This window comes from Microbacterium sp. GXF7504 (assembly GCF_054798235.1).
The window spans coordinates 425,901-444,396 of the sequence record NZ_JBSJZI010000003.1 but is presented as its reverse complement, the minus strand read 5'-3'; the positions used below and the strand labels follow the sequence as shown (position 1 = coordinate 444,396).

Annotated in this window: 15 protein-coding genes; 3 read left to right on the top strand and 12 right to left on the bottom strand. The window is 72.5% G+C overall.

Annotation, left to right across the window (positions count from 1 at the left end):
- Positions 1-6: 6 nt before the first annotated feature.
- Together ACWAUO_RS09455 and ACWAUO_RS09450 are read right to left on the bottom strand one after the other, a co-directional pair.
- Positions 7-339, bottom strand: a complete 333-nt coding sequence (locus ACWAUO_RS09455) for a peptidase (RefSeq protein WP_460774941.1) — start codon at positions 337-339, stop codon at positions 7-9.
- The gene (locus ACWAUO_RS09450) at positions 336-1,805 is read right to left on the bottom strand and encodes an inorganic phosphate transporter (RefSeq protein ID WP_460774939.1); all 1,470 of its coding nucleotides are present in this window, start codon (positions 1,803-1,805) and stop codon (positions 336-338) included. The genes ACWAUO_RS09455 and ACWAUO_RS09450 overlap by 4 nt, the downstream gene beginning before the upstream one ends.
- A gap of 186 nt (positions 1,806-1,991) precedes the next feature.
- Here ACWAUO_RS09450 and ACWAUO_RS09445 point away from each other — a divergent pair, with 186 nt between their 5' ends.
- On the top strand, positions 1,992-4,109 hold the full coding sequence (locus ACWAUO_RS09445) for a S9 family peptidase (protein WP_460774938.1): 2,118 nt from the start codon (positions 1,992-1,994) through the stop codon (positions 4,107-4,109).
- Between the two features lie 158 nt (positions 4,110-4,267).
- On the opposite strand, the gene ACWAUO_RS09440 is transcribed toward ACWAUO_RS09445, so the two are convergent.
- From ACWAUO_RS09440 to ACWAUO_RS09425, 4 genes are all read right to left on the bottom strand, one after another.
- Positions 4,268-5,185 (bottom strand): DUF559 domain-containing protein, encoded by a 918-nt coding sequence (locus tag ACWAUO_RS09440; protein WP_460774936.1) that lies wholly within the window; start codon positions 5,183-5,185, stop codon positions 4,268-4,270.
- 227 nt (positions 5,186-5,412) lie between these two features.
- Complete coding sequence (locus ACWAUO_RS09435) at positions 5,413-6,441, bottom strand: 6-phosphofructokinase (protein ID WP_460774935.1); 1,029 nt, start codon at positions 6,439-6,441, stop codon at positions 5,413-5,415.
- Positions 6,442-6,567: 126 nt separating this feature from the next.
- Positions 6,568-8,727: a DEAD/DEAH box helicase gene (locus tag ACWAUO_RS09430; protein WP_460774933.1), complete on the bottom strand. Its 2,160-nt coding sequence runs from the start codon at positions 8,725-8,727 to the stop codon at positions 6,568-6,570.
- Between the two features lie 273 nt (positions 8,728-9,000).
- Positions 9,001-11,241 carry a heavy metal translocating P-type ATPase gene (locus ACWAUO_RS09425; protein WP_460774932.1) on the bottom strand — a complete coding sequence of 747 codons (2,241 nt, stop codon included), beginning with the start codon at positions 11,239-11,241 and terminating at the stop codon, positions 9,001-9,003.
- Between the two features lie 61 nt (positions 11,242-11,302).
- On the opposite strand from ACWAUO_RS09425, the gene deoC reads away from it, so the two are divergent.
- Positions 11,303-12,019, top strand: a complete 717-nt coding sequence (gene deoC, locus ACWAUO_RS09420; RefSeq protein WP_460774930.1) for a deoxyribose-phosphate aldolase — start codon at positions 11,303-11,305, stop codon at positions 12,017-12,019.
- A 343-nt stretch (positions 12,020-12,362) separates the two neighbouring features.
- Here deoC and ACWAUO_RS09415 read toward each other — a convergent pair whose 3' ends face one another.
- Genes ACWAUO_RS09415 through truB form a run of 4 tightly spaced genes read right to left on the bottom strand, consistent with a single transcriptional unit; the run spans position 12,363 to position 15,060 of the window.
- Positions 12,363-13,310, bottom strand: coding sequence for a bifunctional riboflavin kinase/FAD synthetase (locus ACWAUO_RS09415; RefSeq protein WP_460775255.1), 948 nt, complete (start codon positions 13,308-13,310; stop codon positions 12,363-12,365).
- Positions 13,307-13,762: a hypothetical protein gene (locus ACWAUO_RS09410; protein WP_460774929.1), complete on the bottom strand. Its 456-nt coding sequence runs from the start codon at positions 13,760-13,762 to the stop codon at positions 13,307-13,309. The genes ACWAUO_RS09415 and ACWAUO_RS09410 overlap by 4 nt, the downstream gene beginning before the upstream one ends.
- Before the next feature lie 27 nt (positions 13,763-13,789).
- Entirely contained in the window at positions 13,790-14,158 is a 369-nt protein-coding gene (locus ACWAUO_RS09405) for a hypothetical protein (protein ID WP_460774927.1), read from the bottom strand.
- Positions 14,155-15,060 (bottom strand): tRNA pseudouridine(55) synthase TruB, encoded by a 906-nt coding sequence (truB, locus tag ACWAUO_RS09400; RefSeq protein WP_460774926.1) that lies wholly within the window; start codon positions 15,058-15,060, stop codon positions 14,155-14,157. The genes ACWAUO_RS09405 and truB overlap by 4 nt, the downstream gene beginning before the upstream one ends.
- A 36-nt stretch (positions 15,061-15,096) precedes the next feature.
- Here truB and ACWAUO_RS09395 point away from each other — a divergent pair, with 36 nt between their 5' ends.
- The gene (locus tag ACWAUO_RS09395; protein ID WP_460774924.1) at positions 15,097-15,966 is read left to right on the top strand and encodes an HhH-GPD family protein; all 870 of its coding nucleotides are present in this window, start codon (positions 15,097-15,099) and stop codon (positions 15,964-15,966) included.
- Between the two features lie 7 nt (positions 15,967-15,973).
- Here ACWAUO_RS09395 and ACWAUO_RS09390 read toward each other — a convergent pair whose 3' ends face one another.
- Both ACWAUO_RS09390 and metG read right to left on the bottom strand, forming a co-directional pair.
- Positions 15,974-16,855, bottom strand: coding sequence for a TatD family hydrolase (locus tag ACWAUO_RS09390; RefSeq protein ID WP_460774922.1), 882 nt, complete (start codon positions 16,853-16,855; stop codon positions 15,974-15,976).
- Positions 16,856-16,896: 41 nt separating this feature from the next.
- Complete coding sequence (gene metG, locus ACWAUO_RS09385; RefSeq protein ID WP_460774921.1) at positions 16,897-18,471, bottom strand: methionine--tRNA ligase; 1,575 nt, start codon at positions 18,469-18,471, stop codon at positions 16,897-16,899.
- Positions 18,472-18,496 lie beyond the last annotated feature (25 nt).

The following is an 18,496-nucleotide window of genomic DNA, read 5'->3' as shown; positions in this document are numbered from 1 at the left end:
CCGCGCTCAGTGGAGGACGATGATGAGGAGGCTGGCGAGCACGGCCAGGCCGCACAGGCCGAACGAGCCGTACGCCGCGAACAGCGCCAGGCGCTTCTGCCCGTCCGTGAGCGGGCTCTTCTTCGCCGCCTTCGCCGCGGCCTTCGCCGCCTTCGCCCGCTGCTTCTCGGTCACGACGGTGATGGCGTCGGTGAACTCGGCCGGCGCCACGACCGGTGCGCGGCCGGCGCGCACCAGCATCCGCAAAGCCAGGGCGTAGAAGCCCACCACGACGACGGCGCCGACGAGCGCCACCGCGAACACCTCGAGGAAGGCGATCCAGTCGATCTCGACCTTCATGCGCGGCCCTCCTCGTCGACGGTGCGATCGGTCTCGGTGCGGGCGTCGACCTGCGGCGCCGGCGCGGTGGTCGGCGGAGTCGGCACGGTGGACGTGGACGTGGGTGCGGTGGTCGTCGGTGCGGCGCGGCGGGCCTGCTCGGCCTTCTCCGCCGCACGCTTGGCCTTCTCCGCCTTCTCGGCGGCGTGCTTGGCCTTGTCGGCGTCGCGCTTGTCCTTGTCGGCCTTGCGCTTCTTCTCCTTGTCGGCGGCGCGCTTGGCCCGCTCCTGCTCGCGCATGATCGCGCGCTGGCGGCGGGTGGGCGGCGGGTTCTTCTTCACCTTCACCGCACGACCGGATGCGGCCACCTCGCTCATCGCGTTGCCGGCGGTGACCTCGTCGCGACGGGAGCGCAGGAACAGGCCGAGCACGATCGCGACGGCGAGCACGGTGTCGATGAGGATGCCCCACATGCCGAGCCACGCGACGATGAGCGCGGCGACCGCGCCGACCGCGCCCGCCGCGGGGAGCGTGAGGAGCCAGCCGACCGCGATGCGGCCGACCGTGCGCCAGCGCACCTTCGACCCGCGGCGGCCCAGGCCCGAACCGATGACCGACCCGGAGGCGACCTGCGTGGTCGACAGCGCGAAGCCGAAGACCGAGGAGGCGAGGATCGTGGAGGCCGTGGAGGCCTCGGCGGAGAAGCCCTGCGCGGGCTTCACATCGGTGAGGCCCTTGCCGAGCGTGCGGATGATGCGCCAGCCGCCCATGTAGGTGCCGAGCGCGATCGTGAAGGCGCAGGCGAAGATGACCCACAGGTGCGGGTCGGCCTGCTCGGAGCTCTGCCAGCCGGCCATGATGAGCGCGAGCGTGATGACGCCCATGGTCTTCTGCGCGTCGTTCGTGCCGTGTGCGAGCGCGACCAACGAGGACGAGAAGATCTGGCCCCACCGGAACCCGTCGCGGCCGTCGGGCTTGCCGTCGTACCGGCGGGTCATCGCGTAGGCGACCTTCGTCGTCGCGAACGCGATCACGCCGGCGGTGAACGGCGCGACGAGGGCGGGCAGCACGACCTTGCTGAGCACCACGCCGAAGTCGATCGCGAGCACCCCGACGCCGACGAGCGTGGCGCCGATGAGCCCGCCGAACAGGGCGTGCGACGAGCTGGAGGGCAGCCCCAGCAGCCAGGTCAGCATGTTCCAGGTGATGGCGCCGATGAGTCCCGCGAAGATCAGCGGCAGGAACTCCGTCGGTGTGATCTGGTCCTCGCGGATGATGCCGTGCGAGATGGTCTTGGACACCTCGGTCGACAGGAACGCGCCGACGAGGTTCAGCACCGCCGCGAGGGCGACGGCGACCTTCGGCTTCAGGGCGCCGGTGGCGATCGGGGTCGCCATGGCGTTGGCCGTGTCGTGGAAGCCGTTCGTGAAGTCGAAGAACAGGGCCAGGACGATGACCAGGATGACGATCAGGGCAGCGGTTTCCACCGTTCGCTTTCGGATCTCGGGGGGCGGGAGGTGCCGAGGATGTCGGCGGCGCGAACGAACAGTTCACCGTAGATGCAGCATCCGGTAACCGGGCCAGGGGAAATCCTTCCATCGGTGCGTCGCCCGGTCAACTCGACCGGCCCCGTTCCGGCCGTGCGGCGGGTGCGCTGGCGTTAGCGTGAGAGGGTGACCGACACCGCATCCGCCCTGCAGCCCCCCGTCGCCCGTCGCGAGCGCACCGCCCGCGTGCACCACGGCGACGAGTTCGCCGACCCGTACGAGTGGCTCCGCGCGAAGGACGACGCCCGCGTGCGCGAGCACCTCGAGGCGGAGAACGCCTACACCAAGGCGCGCACCGCGCACCTCGCACCCCTGCGGGAGGCGATCTTCCAGGAGATCAAGGGGCGGGTGCAGGAGACCGACCTGTCGGTGCCGACCCGCCGCGGCGACTGGTGGTACTACGGCCGCACCCTCGAGGGCAAGCAGTACGGCATCCAGTGCCGCGCGCCCCTCGCCTCCCCCGACGACTGGACCCCGCCGCAGCTGTCACCCGACGAGCCGGTCCCCGGCGAGCAGGTGCTCCTGGACGGCAACGAGGAGGCCGACGGGCAGGAGTTCTTCTCCCTGGGGTCGTTCGAGGTGTCCACCGACGGCACGCTGCTGCTGTACGGCGTGGACGTCGAGGGCGACGAGCGGTACACGCTGCGCGTGCGGGACCTCCGCACCGGCGAGACCCTCCCCGACGTCATCGAGGGCACGTTCGCGGGCGCCTCCCTCTCCCCCGACGGCCGCTTCATCGTCTACACGACCGTCGACGACGCCTGGCGCCCCGACACCGTGTGGCTCCACGAGATCGGCACCGACACCGCATCCGACGTGAAGCTGCACACCGAGACCGACGAACGGTACTGGGTCGGCGCCGGGTTCACCCGCAGCGACCGCTACCTCGTGATCGGGGTCGGTTCGTCCATCACCAGCGAGGAATGGATCCTCGACGCCGATGACCTGCGCGGCACCCCGCGCGTCGTCTGGCCGCGCAAGGAGGGCGTCGAGTACGACACCTCGCACGCGGTCGTCGACGGCGAGGACGTGTTCTACGTGCTGCACAACGACGGCGCGCTCGACTTCGAACTCGTGCGGGTGTCCGCATCCGATCCGCAGGGCGAGCGCACCGTCGTGCTGCCGCACGAGCCCGGGCGGCGCCTGCTGGGCGTCGACACGTTCCGCGACTGGGGCGTCGTCGGCTACCGCCGCGACGGCATCGCCCGCCTCGGGATGCTGGACTACGCCACCGGCGGCGTGGACGAGCTCGCCTTCGACGAGCCGCTGTACTCGGTGGGCACCGCGGGCAACCCGGAGTGGGCGCCGCCGCTGCTGCGCATCGGCTACGGCTCGTTCACCACCCCGTCGACCGTGTACGACTACGACGTCGCCACGAAGGAGCTGCACCTGCGCAAGCGCCAGCCCGTGCAGGGCGGCTACGACCCCGCCGACTACGGGCAGGCGCGGGTGTGGGCGACGGCCCGCGACGGTGTGCAGGTGCCGGTCTCGCTCGTGTGGAAGCGCTCGTTCGGCGAGCCCGGCTCGGCCCCGCGGCCGGTGCACCTGTACGGGTACGGCTCGTACGAGCACTCGATCGAGCCCGGCTTCTCGGTCGCCCGCCTGTCGGAGCTCGACCGCGGCGTCGTGTTCGCGGTCGCGCACGTGCGCGGCGGCGGCGAGATGGGCCGGCAGTGGTACGAGGACGGCAAGCTGCTGCACAAGCGCAACACGTTCACGGACTTCGTCGACTGCGCGCAGCACCTCGTCGACCACGGCTACACCACCCCCGACCGCATGGTCGCCGAGGGCGGCTCGGCCGGCGGGCTGCTCATGGGCGCGGTGGCGAACCTCGCGCCCGAGCTGTTCGCCGGGATCGTCGCCGACGTGCCGTTCGTGGACGCCCTGACCACGATCCTCGACCCGTCGCTGCCGCTCACCGTCATCGAGTGGGACGAGTGGGGCGACCCGCTGCACGACCCCGACGTGTACGCGTACATGAAGTCGTACTCCCCGTACGAGAACGTCCGCGACGGCGTCGAGTACCCCCGCATCCTCGCCGTCACCTCGTTCAACGACACCCGCGTCCTGTACGTGGAGCCGGCGAAGTGGGTGGCGCGCCTGCGCGAGGTCGGGGCGGACGCGCTGCTGAAGTGCGAGATGGTCGCCGGGCACGGCGGCGTCTCGGGCCGCTACGACTCCTGGCGCGAGCGGGCGTTCGAGCTCGCCTGGCTCTTCGACGTCCTCGGCGTCGCCGGCGCGTAGCGGCGCGGGCGCGCGCGGCTCGGCGGGAGCGCGCGAGATCCGGAGCCTCCCACGTGCATGTCCCACTTTCAGCAAAACGTGTCCCACTTTCTGTCGCTTTGAGCTGCCGTAAGCGGCAGAAAGTGGGACATGCTGGGTGCGGATGCTGCGCAGCCCGCTCAGGCCGCGCCCGGGTGCCACCCCGCGCGGCGAAGGGCGCCGGCGACCTTCGCGACTGCGGCCGCGCCGTCGCCTCGCAGGTGGTGGTTGAGGATGCGGACGAGCTCCCACCCCTCGGCACGGATGCGGTCCCAGCGGTCGGCGTCACGCTCGAACTGCGCCGCATCCTCCGCGTGCACCCGTCCGTCATACTCGACCGCCACGCGGTAACGGGGATAGGCGAGGTCGAGTTCGGCGACGAACGCGCCTCGCGGGCTCCGGAGCAGCCAGCCGACCGCCGGTTCCGGCAGCGCCGCCCGGATCAGGCGCAGGCGCAGGCGTGTCTCCCGCGGAGATCGGACACCGCCACGGGCCAGCGCGAGCGCCCGCCGGAGCGGCGCGCCGGCGGCGTCCCCCATCACCTCGACCTCGTGGGCGAGGTCGTGCGCGTCCGCCCACCGCTGCGACACGATGTGATCCGCCGCCGCCACGAGGTCGTCGATGCGCCAGACCGTGGCGCACTGGCGCCAGGCACGGACCGGATGCTCGACCGGGAGACCGGCGGCGTCGCGGAGGACGGCGGGCTCACGCAGCTGCAGCCGGTGCCCGACGACGCCGCGCAGCCGTGGTTCGCGCGCGGGACGGTGCGCGGCGACGTGCAGCCCGGGGCGGTACGGCCACTCAGGGAGCGGTACGCCCAGCAGTCCCAGCGCCGTCTCGTGACTGAAGAACTGCCACGGTTTCAACCTCGGCGCGTACGCCAGGCAGAGGGCGCGGAGATCCGCCGCGGGCGGCGGGCCGCCGCGCACCCGCACCCCGCGGAACGGCACGTCCAGGTCCGTCCGTCGCAGCCGACCGGGCGGGATGCCCAGCGCGGCGGCCGTGGCGAGGTCGAAGGCTTCGGGCAGGTCGTCCGGAAGGGGCGGGGGTCGGCGCATGCCCTCAGCATCCGCATCCGTCGCCCCGCATCGCGCCCGCTGCCGCGCCCCGTGCACACGCTGTTGCCCCTTCACCCCTGTGCAGAACCCATCGCCCAACGCAGCGTGTCCCAGTTTCTGCCGCTTTCAGTGCGTCAAAGCGGCAGAAACTGGGACACGTTCTGCAGGAAGTGGGACATGCGCGACCGCGCGCGGAGCGGAAGCGCGGGCGTCGCGTGCCCGGAGGGTCAGCCGAAGAGGGCGGCCGCCTCCTCGTAGCGGTAGAGCGGGACGCTGTTGAGCTCGCCGAGGGCGTCGGCGAAGGGCACCCGCACGATGTCGGTGCCGCGGAGGGCCACCATCTGGCCCCAGGCGCCGTCGATCACGGCGTCCGCGGCGTGGAGGCCGAGGCGCGTGGCGAGCACCCGGTCGAACGCCGACGGCGCGCCGCCGCGCTGGATGTGGCCGAGCACCGTGGCGCGGGTCTCGATGCCGGTGATCCGCTCGATCTCAGGGGCGAGCACCTCGCCGATGCCGCCGAGACGCGGACGGTTGAAGGCGTCGAGGCCCTTGTCGCTGTAGGCCTCGTCCATGCCGGTGAGGGTGAAGCCCTCCGAGACGACCACGAGCGGCGCACGGCCGCGGTCGTGGGCCTTCGCGACCTGCTCGGTGATCTCCTGGATCGACATCGGGACCTCGGGGATGCAGATGACGTGCGCGCCCGCGGCGATGCCGGCGTGCAGCGCGATCCAGCCGACGTGGCGGCCCATGACCTCGGCGACCATGCAGCGCTGGTGCGAGTCGCCGGTGGTGCGCAGGCGGTCCATCGCGTCGGTGGCGATGTTCACCGCGGTGTCGAAGCCGAAGGAGTAGTCCGTGGCGCGCAGGTCGTTGTCGATCGTCTTCGGCACGCCCAGCACGTTGATGCCGTCGTTCGCGAGACGGTTCGCGGCCGCGAGGGTGCCCTCGCCGCCGATCGCGATGATCCCGTCGATGTGGTGGCCGTACAGCGTCTTCGCGATGTTCTCGGCGCCGCCGCGGGGGCCCTCGTACGGGTTCGTGCGGCTCGTGCCGAGGATGGTGCCGCCGACCTTCGACAGCCCCTTCACCTCGTGGCGGGTGAGGGGGAAGAAGTCGCCGTCCACGACCCCGCGCCACCCGTCGCGGATGCCCACGAACTCGATGTCGTGGACGCTCGTGCCCTTCAGCACGACGCCGCGGATGACCGCGTTCAGGCCGGGGCAGTCGCCGCCGCTGGTCAGGATGCCGATCTTCATGGTGGGGGTCCTCGGGGATGGTGCTACATGGGCCGGCGACGCTGCCTCCCCGAGACTAGCGCCGCCCGCATCCCATCGCCACACGGCGGGATGCGGGCGGGTCGCCGCGGGGCGGACCGGGCCGGGTCAGGCGGCGCCGAGCGCGCTGCGGGTGAGGTGCATGAGCGCCGACAGCTGCACGGAGTCGCTGGAGCCGGGCTCGACCACGTGCCCGTCGAGGGCGCGCAGCGACAGGCCCTGCTTCGCGTCGATGAGCTCGGCGATCTTCGCGTCGATCGTGTGCGCGGCGATGATGCGCCATGCGGTGACCGGCTCGTCCTGGCCGATGCGGTGCACCCGGTCGATGGCCTGCGTCTGCTCGGCGGCGGTCCAGCTGAGCTCGGCGAGGACGACGTTGGATGCGGCCTGCATGTTCACGCCGACACCGGCCGCGGTCAGCGAGCACACCGCGACCGAGACCTCGGGGTCGTTGTTGAACGCGTCGATCGCGTCCTGCCGCGCCGTGGCGGTCTGGTCTCCCCGCAGCGACACGGTCTTGAGACCGGCCGCCGCGAAGTGCGCCTCCGCCGCATCCATGACGTCGATGTGCTTGGCGAAGAAGACGACCTTGCCGACCGAGCGCTGCAGCTGCACGGCGTAGTCCGCGGCGACGAGCGCCTTGGCCTGACCGATACGGCGCACCATGGTGAACACGTTCTCGGTGCCGGCGGATGCGGCCTTCGACTCGTCCAGCTCGTGCTGGGCGACCAGGCGCACGATGTCCTCGTCGAGTTCGCCGGGGGCGAGCCCGCGGTCGCCGCGCGCGTCGATGATGCGGCGGTACCGGTCGGCGAGGCGGGCCCCGAGTTCGCGCTCGGCCTGGCGGATCGAGCGGCCGTACTCGTCGTCGAGCTCGACGGGGAGGTCGGCGACGAGCTTGTCCGGAAGGTCCTTCGCGACGTCGGTCTTGCGGCGGCGGACGATCCCCATGGAGATCACCGCGGAGCGGGCCTCCGGGTAGAACGCCTTGTCGGCGGGGGTGAGCCCGGTCGCGTCGAGCTTCTCCATGAGCTCGGCCTCGGGCTTGGTGCCGTTGGTCCAGCCGAGGAAGCGCCAGATCGCGTCGAAGTCCTCGACGTCGTTGATGAGCGGGGTACCGGTGAGGGCCATGAGCAGCGGGTTCGCGACCCGCTCCCGGACGCGGGAGGCGAGCGCGAGCACGTTGCGGGAGCGCTGCGAGGAGAGGTTCTTGATGAAGTGCGCCTCGTCGACGACGATGCCCTTCAGCCCGATCTCGCTGAGCCACGACAGGTGCCGGTCGAGCACCTCGTAGTTGACGATGAACACGTCGGCGAACGCGTCGATGTCCTCGCCGTCGCCCTGGATGACGGTGGCGCGGCGCTGCGGCGTCCACCGCTCGACCTCACGGGCCCAGTTCATCTTCACGACGTTGGGGACGACCACCAGCAGCGGGTAGGCCTCGGCGACGGATGCTGCGAGCACCGACTGTGCGGTCTTGCCGAGGCCCGGCTCGTCGGCCAGCAGGAAAGAACGGTGACCGGTGCGGACGGCCTCGAGGAGCCGCGACTGGTGCGGCATGACCTCGAGCCCCTTGGGCGAGAGCCGGTCGAACTCGGGCACCGGGGGCAGCTCCATGGAGGCCGCTCCCCCGCCGGCGCCGGTCTCGAACGCCTTGTACAGCGGACCCATGAGCTCCCAGCCGTCGAGGCGGCGGCGCGGGGTCTCGGTCGGGATGCGGCGGCTGAGGTCGGGCGCGAGGAACGGGTTCGCCATCTGGCGCGCCTCCACCTGCGGCGGCACCACCTGGCGCTCGGCGAGCTGCGGCGGCACGACCGCGGCGGTCTGGGCGGGCGCCGCATCCGTGATGATGAGCTCGTCCGGCGGCAGGTCGGCACCGGACTCGATGAGCCAGTCCCGGCGCATGCGGCGGGCGACCGGCGAGGTGGCCTGGTCGACCTCGAGCAACTGGATGAGCGACGTGTCGCGGGCGGCGGTCTTCGCGAGGATCGTCGCGACGCCGTCGAGGCGCTTCAGCTGCTCGGCGCGGGACGCGTCGGTGAGCTCGGCGTCGTTCTTCACCCGGGCGCGCTCCTCGCGCACGAGGAAGGCGATCGCCTGGAACTTCACCCGGTTGGTGGGGCCGAGCTTGCCCTTCTGGGCCTTGGCCTCCACCTCCCGCACCTTGCGGGCGAGGATGGGGATGAGGGGGGCCTCGTCGTCGCGCTTGGCGGACGAGGTGTGCTTGCGCCGCGATGACTTCTGCGCGGCGGGCGCCGTGGTCGGCATGCTCCTCCTGAGCTGTGTACGGATCACTCCGAAACGCCGGAACCCCCTCCGAGGGAGGTCGGCGTGCCCCGCGGGCGGCTCGCTGCCGGGACGGACGCGGGATCGGTCTCCGGCGTGACGACGCACGGATTCGGCGCCGGGCGGTCGGGAGACCGGCTCCATCCTAGCGCAGGAGCGCCTCGCGCCGCGTCCTCGTCAGTCCCAGAGGGTCGCGGCGATGTCCCGACCCCTCCTCACCGCATCCGGTCCCCCAGGATGCCCCCGTGCAGCGGCTCAGGCGCGGCGCAGCCGCAGGCTGTTGCCGACGACGAACAGGCTCGAGAACGCCATCGCGGCCCCCGCGATCATCGGGTTCAGCAAGCCCAGCGCGGCGAGCGGCAGCGCCGCCACGTTGTACGCGAACGCCCAGAACAGGTTGCCGCGGATGATCCGCATGACCCGGCGGCCGAGCCGCAGCGCCGTGACGACCCCGGTGAGCCCCTGCGTGGTGAGCGCGATGTCGCTCGCGTGCGAGGCCGCATCCGTCCCCCCGCCCATCGCGATGCCGAGGTCCGCGGTGGCGAGCGCGGCGGCGTCGTTCACACCGTCGCCGGCCATCGCGACGCGCGCCCCGCCGTCCTGCAGGTCGCGGACGAGCGCGACCTTGCCCTCGGGGCTCACCCGGGCGTGGACGTCGTCGATGCCGACGGATGCGGCGACCTCGCGCGCGACGGGTTCGGCGTCGCCGGTGGCGAGCACGACGCGCAGCCCCATGCCGCGCAGGGCGGCGACCGCCTCGGCGGCGTCGGGACGGACCCGGTCGGCGACGGCGAGCACGGCCCGCGGAGCGAGCACGCCGTCCTCCTCCCAGCCGGCCACGACGACGGTCGCAGTGCGCTCGTGCGCCCGTGCGGCCGCGACGAGCCCGGACGACAGCGCCCGACCCGTGCGCTCCTCGGCGAATCCCGCGGAACCGGCGAACACGACGCGGCCCCCGACGACACCGGCGATGCCGCCGCCGGCGACCGCCTCGACGTCGGCGACCGGTGCCAGCCGGTCGGCGGCCGCCGCGATCGCGATGCCGACCGGGTGCTCGCTGGCGGCCTCGAGCGACGCGACGAGCCGGAGGGCGGCCGTCTCGTCCTGCCCGTCCTCGACGTGGACGGCGGCGAGCGCCATCGCGCCTGCGGTGACGGTGCCGGTCTTGTCGAGCACGACCGTGTCGATGCGGTCGGCGGTCTCGATGGCCTCGGGCCCGGTGAGGAGGATGCCGCGCTGCGCGCCGCGGCCGGATCCGACCAGGATCGCGATCGGGGTGGCGAGCCCGAGCGCGCACGGGCAGGCGACGATGAGCACGGCGACGGCCGCCGTGAACGCGGTCATCGGCTGCCCGGCGACGAGCCAGGCGATGAGGGTGACCGCGGCGAGGACGATGACGATCGGCACGAAGACCCCGGAGATGCGGTCGGCGAGCCGCTGCACGTCGCTCTTCGCGAGCTGCGCGTTCTCGACCAGCGCGGCGATGCGTGCGAGACGGGTGTCGGCGCCCACACCGGTGGCGCGCACGCGCAGGGTGCCGCCGTGCGCGATCGTGCCGCCGGTGACCTCCGACCCGGGTCCGACCTCGACCGGGACCGACTCCCCCGTCAGCATGCTCTCGTCGACGGCGGCGCGGCCCTCGAGCACGACGCCGTCCGCCGCGACCGTCTCACCGGGACGCACCAGGAACGCGTCGCCGACGGCGAGCTCCGCGACCGGGATGCGGACGCCGTCCGCCCGCTCGACCTCACGTGCGCCGAGTTCGAGGAGGGAGCGCAGCGCGGCGCCGGCGCGACGGCGGGCGCGGTCCTCGATCGCGCGGCCGAGCAGGAGGAACACCGTGACGACGGCGGCCACCTCGAAGTAGACCTCGGCGCCCTCGCCCATCCCGGCACCGGCGCCGCCGAACAGCAGCGCCCACAGGCTCCACAGGTACGCCGCGAGCGTGCCCATCGTGATGAGCGTGTCCATCGTGAGCGCGCCGTGGCGGAGGTTCTTGAACGTGGCGCGGTGGAACGGCCAGCCGCCCCAGCACACGACCGGCGTCGTGAGCACGAGACTCACCCACTGCCAGCCCGGGAACTGCAGCGCGGGCACCATCCCCAGCGCGAGCACGGGGGCCGCGAGCACGGCCGAGACGATGACACGGGTCCACGATGCGGAGGCGTGGTGCCCTTCGTGCCCGTCGTGGTCGTGTGCCTCTCCCTCCGGTCCGTGGTGGCCGTCGCGCGGGTGCTCCCCGTGCGCGGGCGCGTCGTGGCGGCGGACGGGCGTGGCGGGTCGGATGCGGGCGTGGTAGCCCGCGGCATCCACCGCCGAGGTGAGGCGTGCTTCGTCGAGGCCGGCCGGATACCGGACGCGGGCGCTCTCGGTGGCGAGGTTCACCCGGGCCTCGACGCCCTCGATCGCGTTGAGCTTGCGCTCCACCCGTGCGACGCAGCTCGCGCAGGTCATCCCCTGGATGTCGATGACCGCGGTCCGTTCCTCATTGTCCATGCCGTCATGATACCCCCCGGGGGTATAAGGCGGGTCGTTTCCGCCGACGTAGGCTTGGGGGATGCCCGAGATCACCGAAGCCCAGCTCGCCGCCACGATCGACCACGCCATCCTCGCCCCGAACCTCACCCGCGCGGAGGTCGACGCGCAGCTCGACGTCGCCCGCGAGTGGAAGGTGTTCAGCGTGTGCGTCCGGCCGTCCGACATCGCGCACGCGGTGGAGTACCTGGCCGGGTCCGGCGTCGCGGTCGGCACCGTGATCGGGTTCCCGCACGGCACCACGTCCACCGCCGCGAAGGTCGCCGAGGTGAAGCAGGCGATCGCCGACGGCGTCACCGAGGTCGACATGGTGGTCAACATCGGCTGGCTGCGCTCGGGCCTCGACGACCTCGTGGTCGAGGACATCCGCGCCGTCAAGGAGGCGGCCGGGTCGCTCGTGACGAAGGTGATCCTGGAGACCGCGTACCTCGACGACGAGCAGGTCGCCCGTGGCAGCCGGCTCACCGAGGCCGGCGGCGCCGACTTCGTGAAGACCTCGACCGGGTTCGCCGGCGGCGGTGCGACCGTCGAGCACGTGAAGCTCATGCGCGCGAGCGTCGGCGAGGGCGTCCAGGTGAAGGCGTCCGGCGGCGTCCGGGGCCTGTCGACCGCGCTGGAGATGCTCGACGCGGGCGCGACGCGGCTCGGCACGAGCGGCAGCGCGACCATCCTCGGCGAGCTGCGTACCGTCCTCGCCGGCGGCGAGGCCTCCGGCGCCGAGGACACCGCCTCCTACTGAGTTATTCGCCCGGGCGGGACGCGCGGGCGACCCCGCTCGGGTGGCGGCTTCTGCGGGTTCGAGCTCGCGGATGCCGCGGCAACCGCCACGTCAAGACCGCCGCATCCCCGCGCCTGCTCGCTCGTGTGGCAGTCCGTGCGGGGTCGAGCTCACTCGGGTGGCAGCTCCTGCGGGTTCACCCACGAGGATGCCGCGGGAACCGCCACCTGAACCCCGCCGCATCCGCACGCCTGCTCGCCCGTGTGGCAGTCCATGCGGGCCAGGATCGCTCGGGTGGCAGCTTCTGCGGGTTCACCAGCGCGGATGCCGCAGCAACCGCCACCTGAACGCCGGCGCGACGGTGTCAGGTGAGGGCGTCGCGCACCTGGGCGACGTCCTGCGCCATCTGCCGGATGAGCGCGTCGATGCCGTCGAAGGCGACCATCGGCCGCACGCGGTGCACGAACTGCACCTCGACGTGGTGGCCGTACAGGTCCAGCGTCTCGTCGAGGACGTACGCCTCCACCTGGCGGACCGGCACGTCGTCGAACGTCGGGTTCGTCCCGACGCTGATCGCCGCCGGGTACCGGGTGCCCGGACGCAGCCCCGCATCCTCGTCGACGAGCCAGCCGGCGTAGACCCCGTCGGCGGGCAGGAACCCCTCGAGGTCGGGCGACAGGTTCGCGGTCGGGTAGCCGAGCTCGCGCCCGCGCTTCAGCCCGTGCACGACCTCGCCCCAGACCGAGGGCGAACGGCCGAGCAGCCGCGCCGCGCGCTCGACGTCGCCGGCGGCCATCAGCTCGCGGATCCAGGTGGAGGAGACGCGGCGTCCCTCGTCGACCGCGCGCACGTCGTCGACCACGTCGACGCGGAACCCCTCCTCGGCGCCCAGTGCGGTGAGGGTCTCCGGCGTCCCGGCCCCGCCGGCGCCGAACCGGAAGTCGGTGCCCACGAGCACCGCGCGGGTGCCGAGCGGGCGGAGCACCTTCGCGACGAACTCCGCGGGGGTGAGCGAGGCGAGCGCCTCGTCGAAGGTGAGGACCATGACCGCGTCCACACCGGTGTCGGCGAGCAGGCGCACCTTCTGGGTGACGCCGATGAGGCTCGGCGGGCAGAGCTCCGGACGCAGCAGCGCGAGCGGGTTGCGGTCGAACGTGACCGCGACCACCTGCGCGTCGCGTGAGACGGCGTCGACCTGCGCGCGCTCGATCACGGCGCGGTGGCCGGCATGCACGCCGTCGAACTTGCCGATCGCGACGACCGAGGGTCCGAAGTCCGCGGGCACCTCCTCGGGCGCGCGGAACACGGTCACCATGTCGGGCCCGCCGTGGCCGCCTCGGCGTCCTCGTCCGCGCGGACGGCGCCGGCACGGTGGGTCCACAGCCACCAGATCCCGAACATCGGCAGCACGAGCGGCACGAACAGGTACCCGTCGCCGTACAGCGACCAGACCGTCGGATGCTGGAACAGCTCGGGCAGCACGATCGACAGCGTGCCGACCACGAGCACGCCGGCCAGCTCGAACAGCACGGCGACCCAGGCGATCACGTACCAGACGGCGGAACGGGAGAAGATCAGCGCGAGCGTCGCGAGGATGTACACGAGCGCGGATGCGGCGGACAGGCTGTACGCGAGCGGCGCCTCGTCGAACTCGCCGACGATCTGGACGAACGAGCGGCCGGTGGCGGCGAGCGCCATGACGCCGTACACCACGATGAGGACGCGGGCGGCGCCGGTGATGCGACGGGCGGGTGCGGTGGTCATGACGGGTCCCATCCTAGTTCCGCGCGCTCAGGCCAACTGCACGGTCCAGATGACCTCCATGCGCCAGACCATGACCGCGACCGCGAGCGCGGCGATGCCGAGCACCACGGTGCTCCACCGGCTGCGCTCGAGCAGTGCCCAGGCGACACCGGCCGGCGGCACGAGCAGCGCGCCGACGAGGTAGACCCACCACTCGAGCGGGTTGCCGGTCGGGGTGTTGCCCATGAGCGGCGCGACGATGCCCATGACCAGCTGGGCGATCAGCAGCACCTCGATGAGCGCGAGCAGGCCGACGGTCAGGTCGCTCGGGCGGCGCCCGGCGAGGCCGAGCACGACGCACACCAGGCCGCCGACGGCGGCGACGCCGACCTGGACGAGGGTGAACCACAGGATCATGAGGCGCGTTCCTCCGGCATGTTCATGGCGCTGCGCACGTCGGCGCCGCGGCGTTCGACGACGCCCACGAGGAGGCCGTCCGGGTCGATGGCGGCGCTGCGGGCACCGGGCAGGGCGTCGGCGAGTCCCGCGAGCCGTTTGCCGTGCCGCAGGTCGACGGCCTGCTGCGCGTCGACGTGCAGCACCGGGAGGGCGCGGGATGCGGCATCCGCCGGCGTCTGCAGCCCGTCGGGGGCGATGTCGTCGACCGCGATCGCCTCGTCGACGTCGAACCGGCCGATGCGGGTGCGGCGGAGCGCGGTGAGGTGCCCGCCGACGCCGAGGTCACGGCCGAGGTCGCGGGCGAGGGCGCGGATGTAGGTGCCGCTGGAGCACTCGACGACGACGTCGAGGTCGATCGCGTCGCCGGCGCGGCGGGTTTCGAGCACCTCGAAGCGCGACACGGTCACGCGGCGGGACTTCAGCTCGACCGTCTCCCCCGCGCGGGCCAGGTCGTAGGCGCGGCGCCCGTCGACCTTGATCGCCGACACCGTGCTCGGCACCTGGTCGATGTCCCCGCGCAGCCGGTCGATCCCGGCGGCGATCGCGTCGTCGGTGACGGCGGCGAGGGCCGCGGGATCCGCCGCATCCGTGATCTCGCCCTCGGCGTCGTCGGTCGTGGTCGCCGCGCCGAGCCGGATCGTGGCGAGGTAGGTCTTGTCGAGCCCGACGATGAAGGTGAGCAGCCGGGTCGCGGGACCGACCCCGAGGATGAGCAGCCCGGTCGCCATCGGGTCGAGCGTGCCGGCGTGCCCGACCTTGCGGGTGCCGAGGGCGCGGCGGGCGCGCGCGACGACGTCATGACTCGTGACGCCGCCCGGCTTGTCCACGAGGAGCACGCCGTTCGGGGAGGGTTCGGGCATGCCTTCCAGCCTACGTGGTGCGCCTACGCTGGATCGGTGCCCGCCCTCGACGTCCCCGCGCTGAACGGCTGGTTCCGCATCCACGCGCGCCCCCTCCCCTGGCGGGCGCCGGGCTTCGGGGCGTGGGGTGTGCTGGTCAGCGAGTTCATGCTGCAGCAGACGCAGGTCTCGCGGGTGATCCCGCGGCTCGAGGAGTGGTTGACCGCCTGGCCGACGCCGGCCGATCTCGCGGCCGCACCGCCCGCCGAGGCGGTGCGTCGCTGGGCGAACCTCGGCTACCCGCGGCGGGCGCTGTGGCTGCACCGGGCCGCGACCGAGATCCGCGACCGGCACGACGGCGTCGTCCCCCGCGACGTGGTCGCGCTCCTCGCACTCACCGGCATCGGCGACTACACGGCCCGCGCCGTGGCGGTGTTCGCGTACGGCGACCGGCATCCGGTGGTCGACACGAACACGCGACGGGTCATCGCCCGGGCGGTCGGCGGCAGGTCGCAGCCGGGGCCGCCGTCGAAGCGCGACCTGGACGACATGGCGGCGCTCCTCCCGGCCGATCGCGGCGAGTCCGCCGTGCTGAACGCCGCGATCATGGAACTCGGCGCGGTCGTCTGCACCGCGCGGGCGCCGCGCTGCGACGACTGCCCGATCGCGGCATCCTGCGCGTGGCGCGCGGCCGGATACCCCGACACCGGCGACACCCGCCGCAGGCAGGCGCGCTACGAGGGCAGCGACCGGCAGGCGCGCGGCGCCGTGCTGCGGCTGCTCCGCGCCGCCGCGGGGCACGAGGCGCCGCTCGACGCGGTGCTGCCGGACTGGGCCGACCCGCTGCAGCGCGACCGTGCGATCGACTCGCTCATCGCGGACGGCCTGGCCGAGGCGCAGGACGGGATGCTGCGCCTCCCCCGCTGAGGTCCGGTCAGTCCTCGAAGGGGCCGTACACCTCGAGCGTGTTGGCGGCCACCTGCGCGCACAGCTCGTCGACGTCCACGCCGAGCTCGGCGGCCATGAACCGCATCGTGACCGGCACGAGGTACGGCGCGTTCGGCCGGCCGCGGTACGGCGTGGGCGTGAGGAAGGGCGCGTCGGTCTCGACGAGGATGCGCTCGCGCGGGATCACCTGCAGCGCGTCGCGCAGGTTCTGCGCGTTCTTGAACGTCACGTTGCCGGCGAAGGAGAGCCAGTAACCGCGCTCGGCCGCGATCCGCGCCATGTCGGCGTCGCCGGAGAAGCAGTGGAACACCGTCTTCTCGGGCGCCCCGACCCGCTCGAGCGTGTCGAGCACCGCGTCGTGGGCGTCGCGGTCGTGGATCTGCATCGCGACGCCGTGCCGCTTGGCGAGGTCGATGTGCGCCTCGAAGCTGCGGAACTGCGCCGGCAGCCCGTCCTCCTCGGTGCGGAAGAAGTCGAGCCCGGTCTCGCCGATCGCACGCACCCGCGGCTGCGCGGCGAGCTCGTCGATGACGGCGATCGCCTCGTCGAGCCGACCGGCGGCGTCGTACAGCGGCGCCTCGTTCGGGTGGATCGCGACGGCCGCGAGCACGCGGGGGTGGGATGCGGCGGCCCACGCCGACCAGCGGCTCGACTCGATGTCGCCACCGGCCTGCACGACGCCGAGGATCCCGACCTCGACCGCCCGCTCGAGCTGCTCGTCGAGCGACATCGACGCCTCGCCGTCCTCGATCTCGAGGTGGCAGTGGTTGTCGTAGACCGCCACCGCGAGCGGCTCGGGCGCCGGCGGGTACGACACGTCGCGCGCGCCCTTCTCCCGTTGCCGCACGTACTGGCTGGGGTCGCTCATCCCCTCATCCTCCTTGCGGGGTCGCTGCGCAGCATCCGGGGTCAGGCGTTCTCGATCCGGGGGAAGAGCGGCGCGAGGCCGTTCACCGAGGAGCCCGGGCGCAGCGCGCCCCACTGCCCGGCGTCGCGGAGCGGCTGGTCCTGGAGCCGACCCACCGTCTCCGCCGCGCCGAGCGCGATCCAGAGCTTCTCGGTCGAGACCGGCATCACCGGCGACAGCAGCACGGTGAGGGCGCGCAGGCCCTCGGCGGCCGTGTACAGCACGGTGCCGAGCCGCTCGCGCTTCGCCTCGTCCTTGGCGAGCGCCCACGGCTCCTGCTCGGTGATGTAGCCGTTCAGGGCGTCGACGATCGTCCAGATGGAGGCGATCGCCTCGTCGATCCGGAAGCGCTCCACGGCCGCATCCGCCGTCGAGACCGCGTCGGCCACGACCTGCTGGATGTGCAGCTCGGCGTCGGTGTAGGCGCCGGGCGCCGGCACGATCCCCTCGAAGTACTTCTCGATCATCGCGACCGTCCGCGAGGCGAGGTTGCCGAAGCCGTTCGCGAGCTCTGCCTGGTAGCGGGCGGCGAGGTCCTCCCAGGAGAACGAGCCGTCCTGCCCGAAGGCGATCGCGGAGAGGAAGTAGAAGCGGTACGCGTCGGAGCCGAAGACGTCGGTGATCTCGGTGGGGGCGATGCCGGTGAGCTTCGACTTCGACATCTTCTCGCCGCCGACGAGCAGCCAGCCGTGCGCGAACACGCCCCGGGGCACCTCGAGGCCGGCAGCCATCAGCATGGCGGGCCAGATGACGGCGTGGAAGCGGAGGATGTCCTTGCCGACCACGTGGTAGGCCGGCCAGCGGCGGTCGAACTGCTCGGTGTCGACGCCGTACCCGACCGCGGTCGCGTAGTTCAGGAGCGCGTCCACCCACACGTAGATGACGTGCGTGTCGTCCCACGGCACCTTGATGCCCCAGTCGAACGCGCTGCGGGAGATCGAGAGGTCCTTCAGCCCGGAGCGCACGAACGAGATGACCTCGTTGCGGGCGGACTCGGGCCGGATGAAGTCGGGGCGCTCGCGGTAGAGCTTCAGCAGCGGCTCGGCGAACTCGCTGAGCTTGAAGAAGTAGTTCTTCTCCTGCAGCAGCTCCAGCGGCTTCGAGTGGATGGCGCAGACCTTCAGGCCCTCGAACTCGCCCGTGCCGTCGGCGATCTCCGCCTCCGGCTTGAACTCCTCGCAGCCCACGCAGTACAGCGCCTCGTACTCGCCGGCGTAGATGTAGCCGCGGTCGTAGATGGCCTGCACGAAGCGCTTCACGCCCTCCTCGTGCCGCTCCTGCGTGGTGCGGATGAAGTCGTCGTTGGCGACGTCGAGGGTCTGCAGCAGCGGGAACCACGCCTCGCCCACGAGCTTGTCGACCCACTCCTGCGGGGTGACGCCGTTGGCGGCGGCGGCGCGCAGCATCTTCTGCCCGTGCTCGTCGGTGCCCGTCAGCATCCAGGTGTCGTCGCCCGCCTGACGGTGCCAGCGCGCGAGCGTGTCGACGGCGACCGTCGTGTACCCGTGGCCGATGTGCGGCACATCGCTGGGGTAGTAGATCGGCGTCGTGATGTAGAAGGAACGGCCGTTGCTCACCCGTCGATTCTAGGCGGCGCGGATG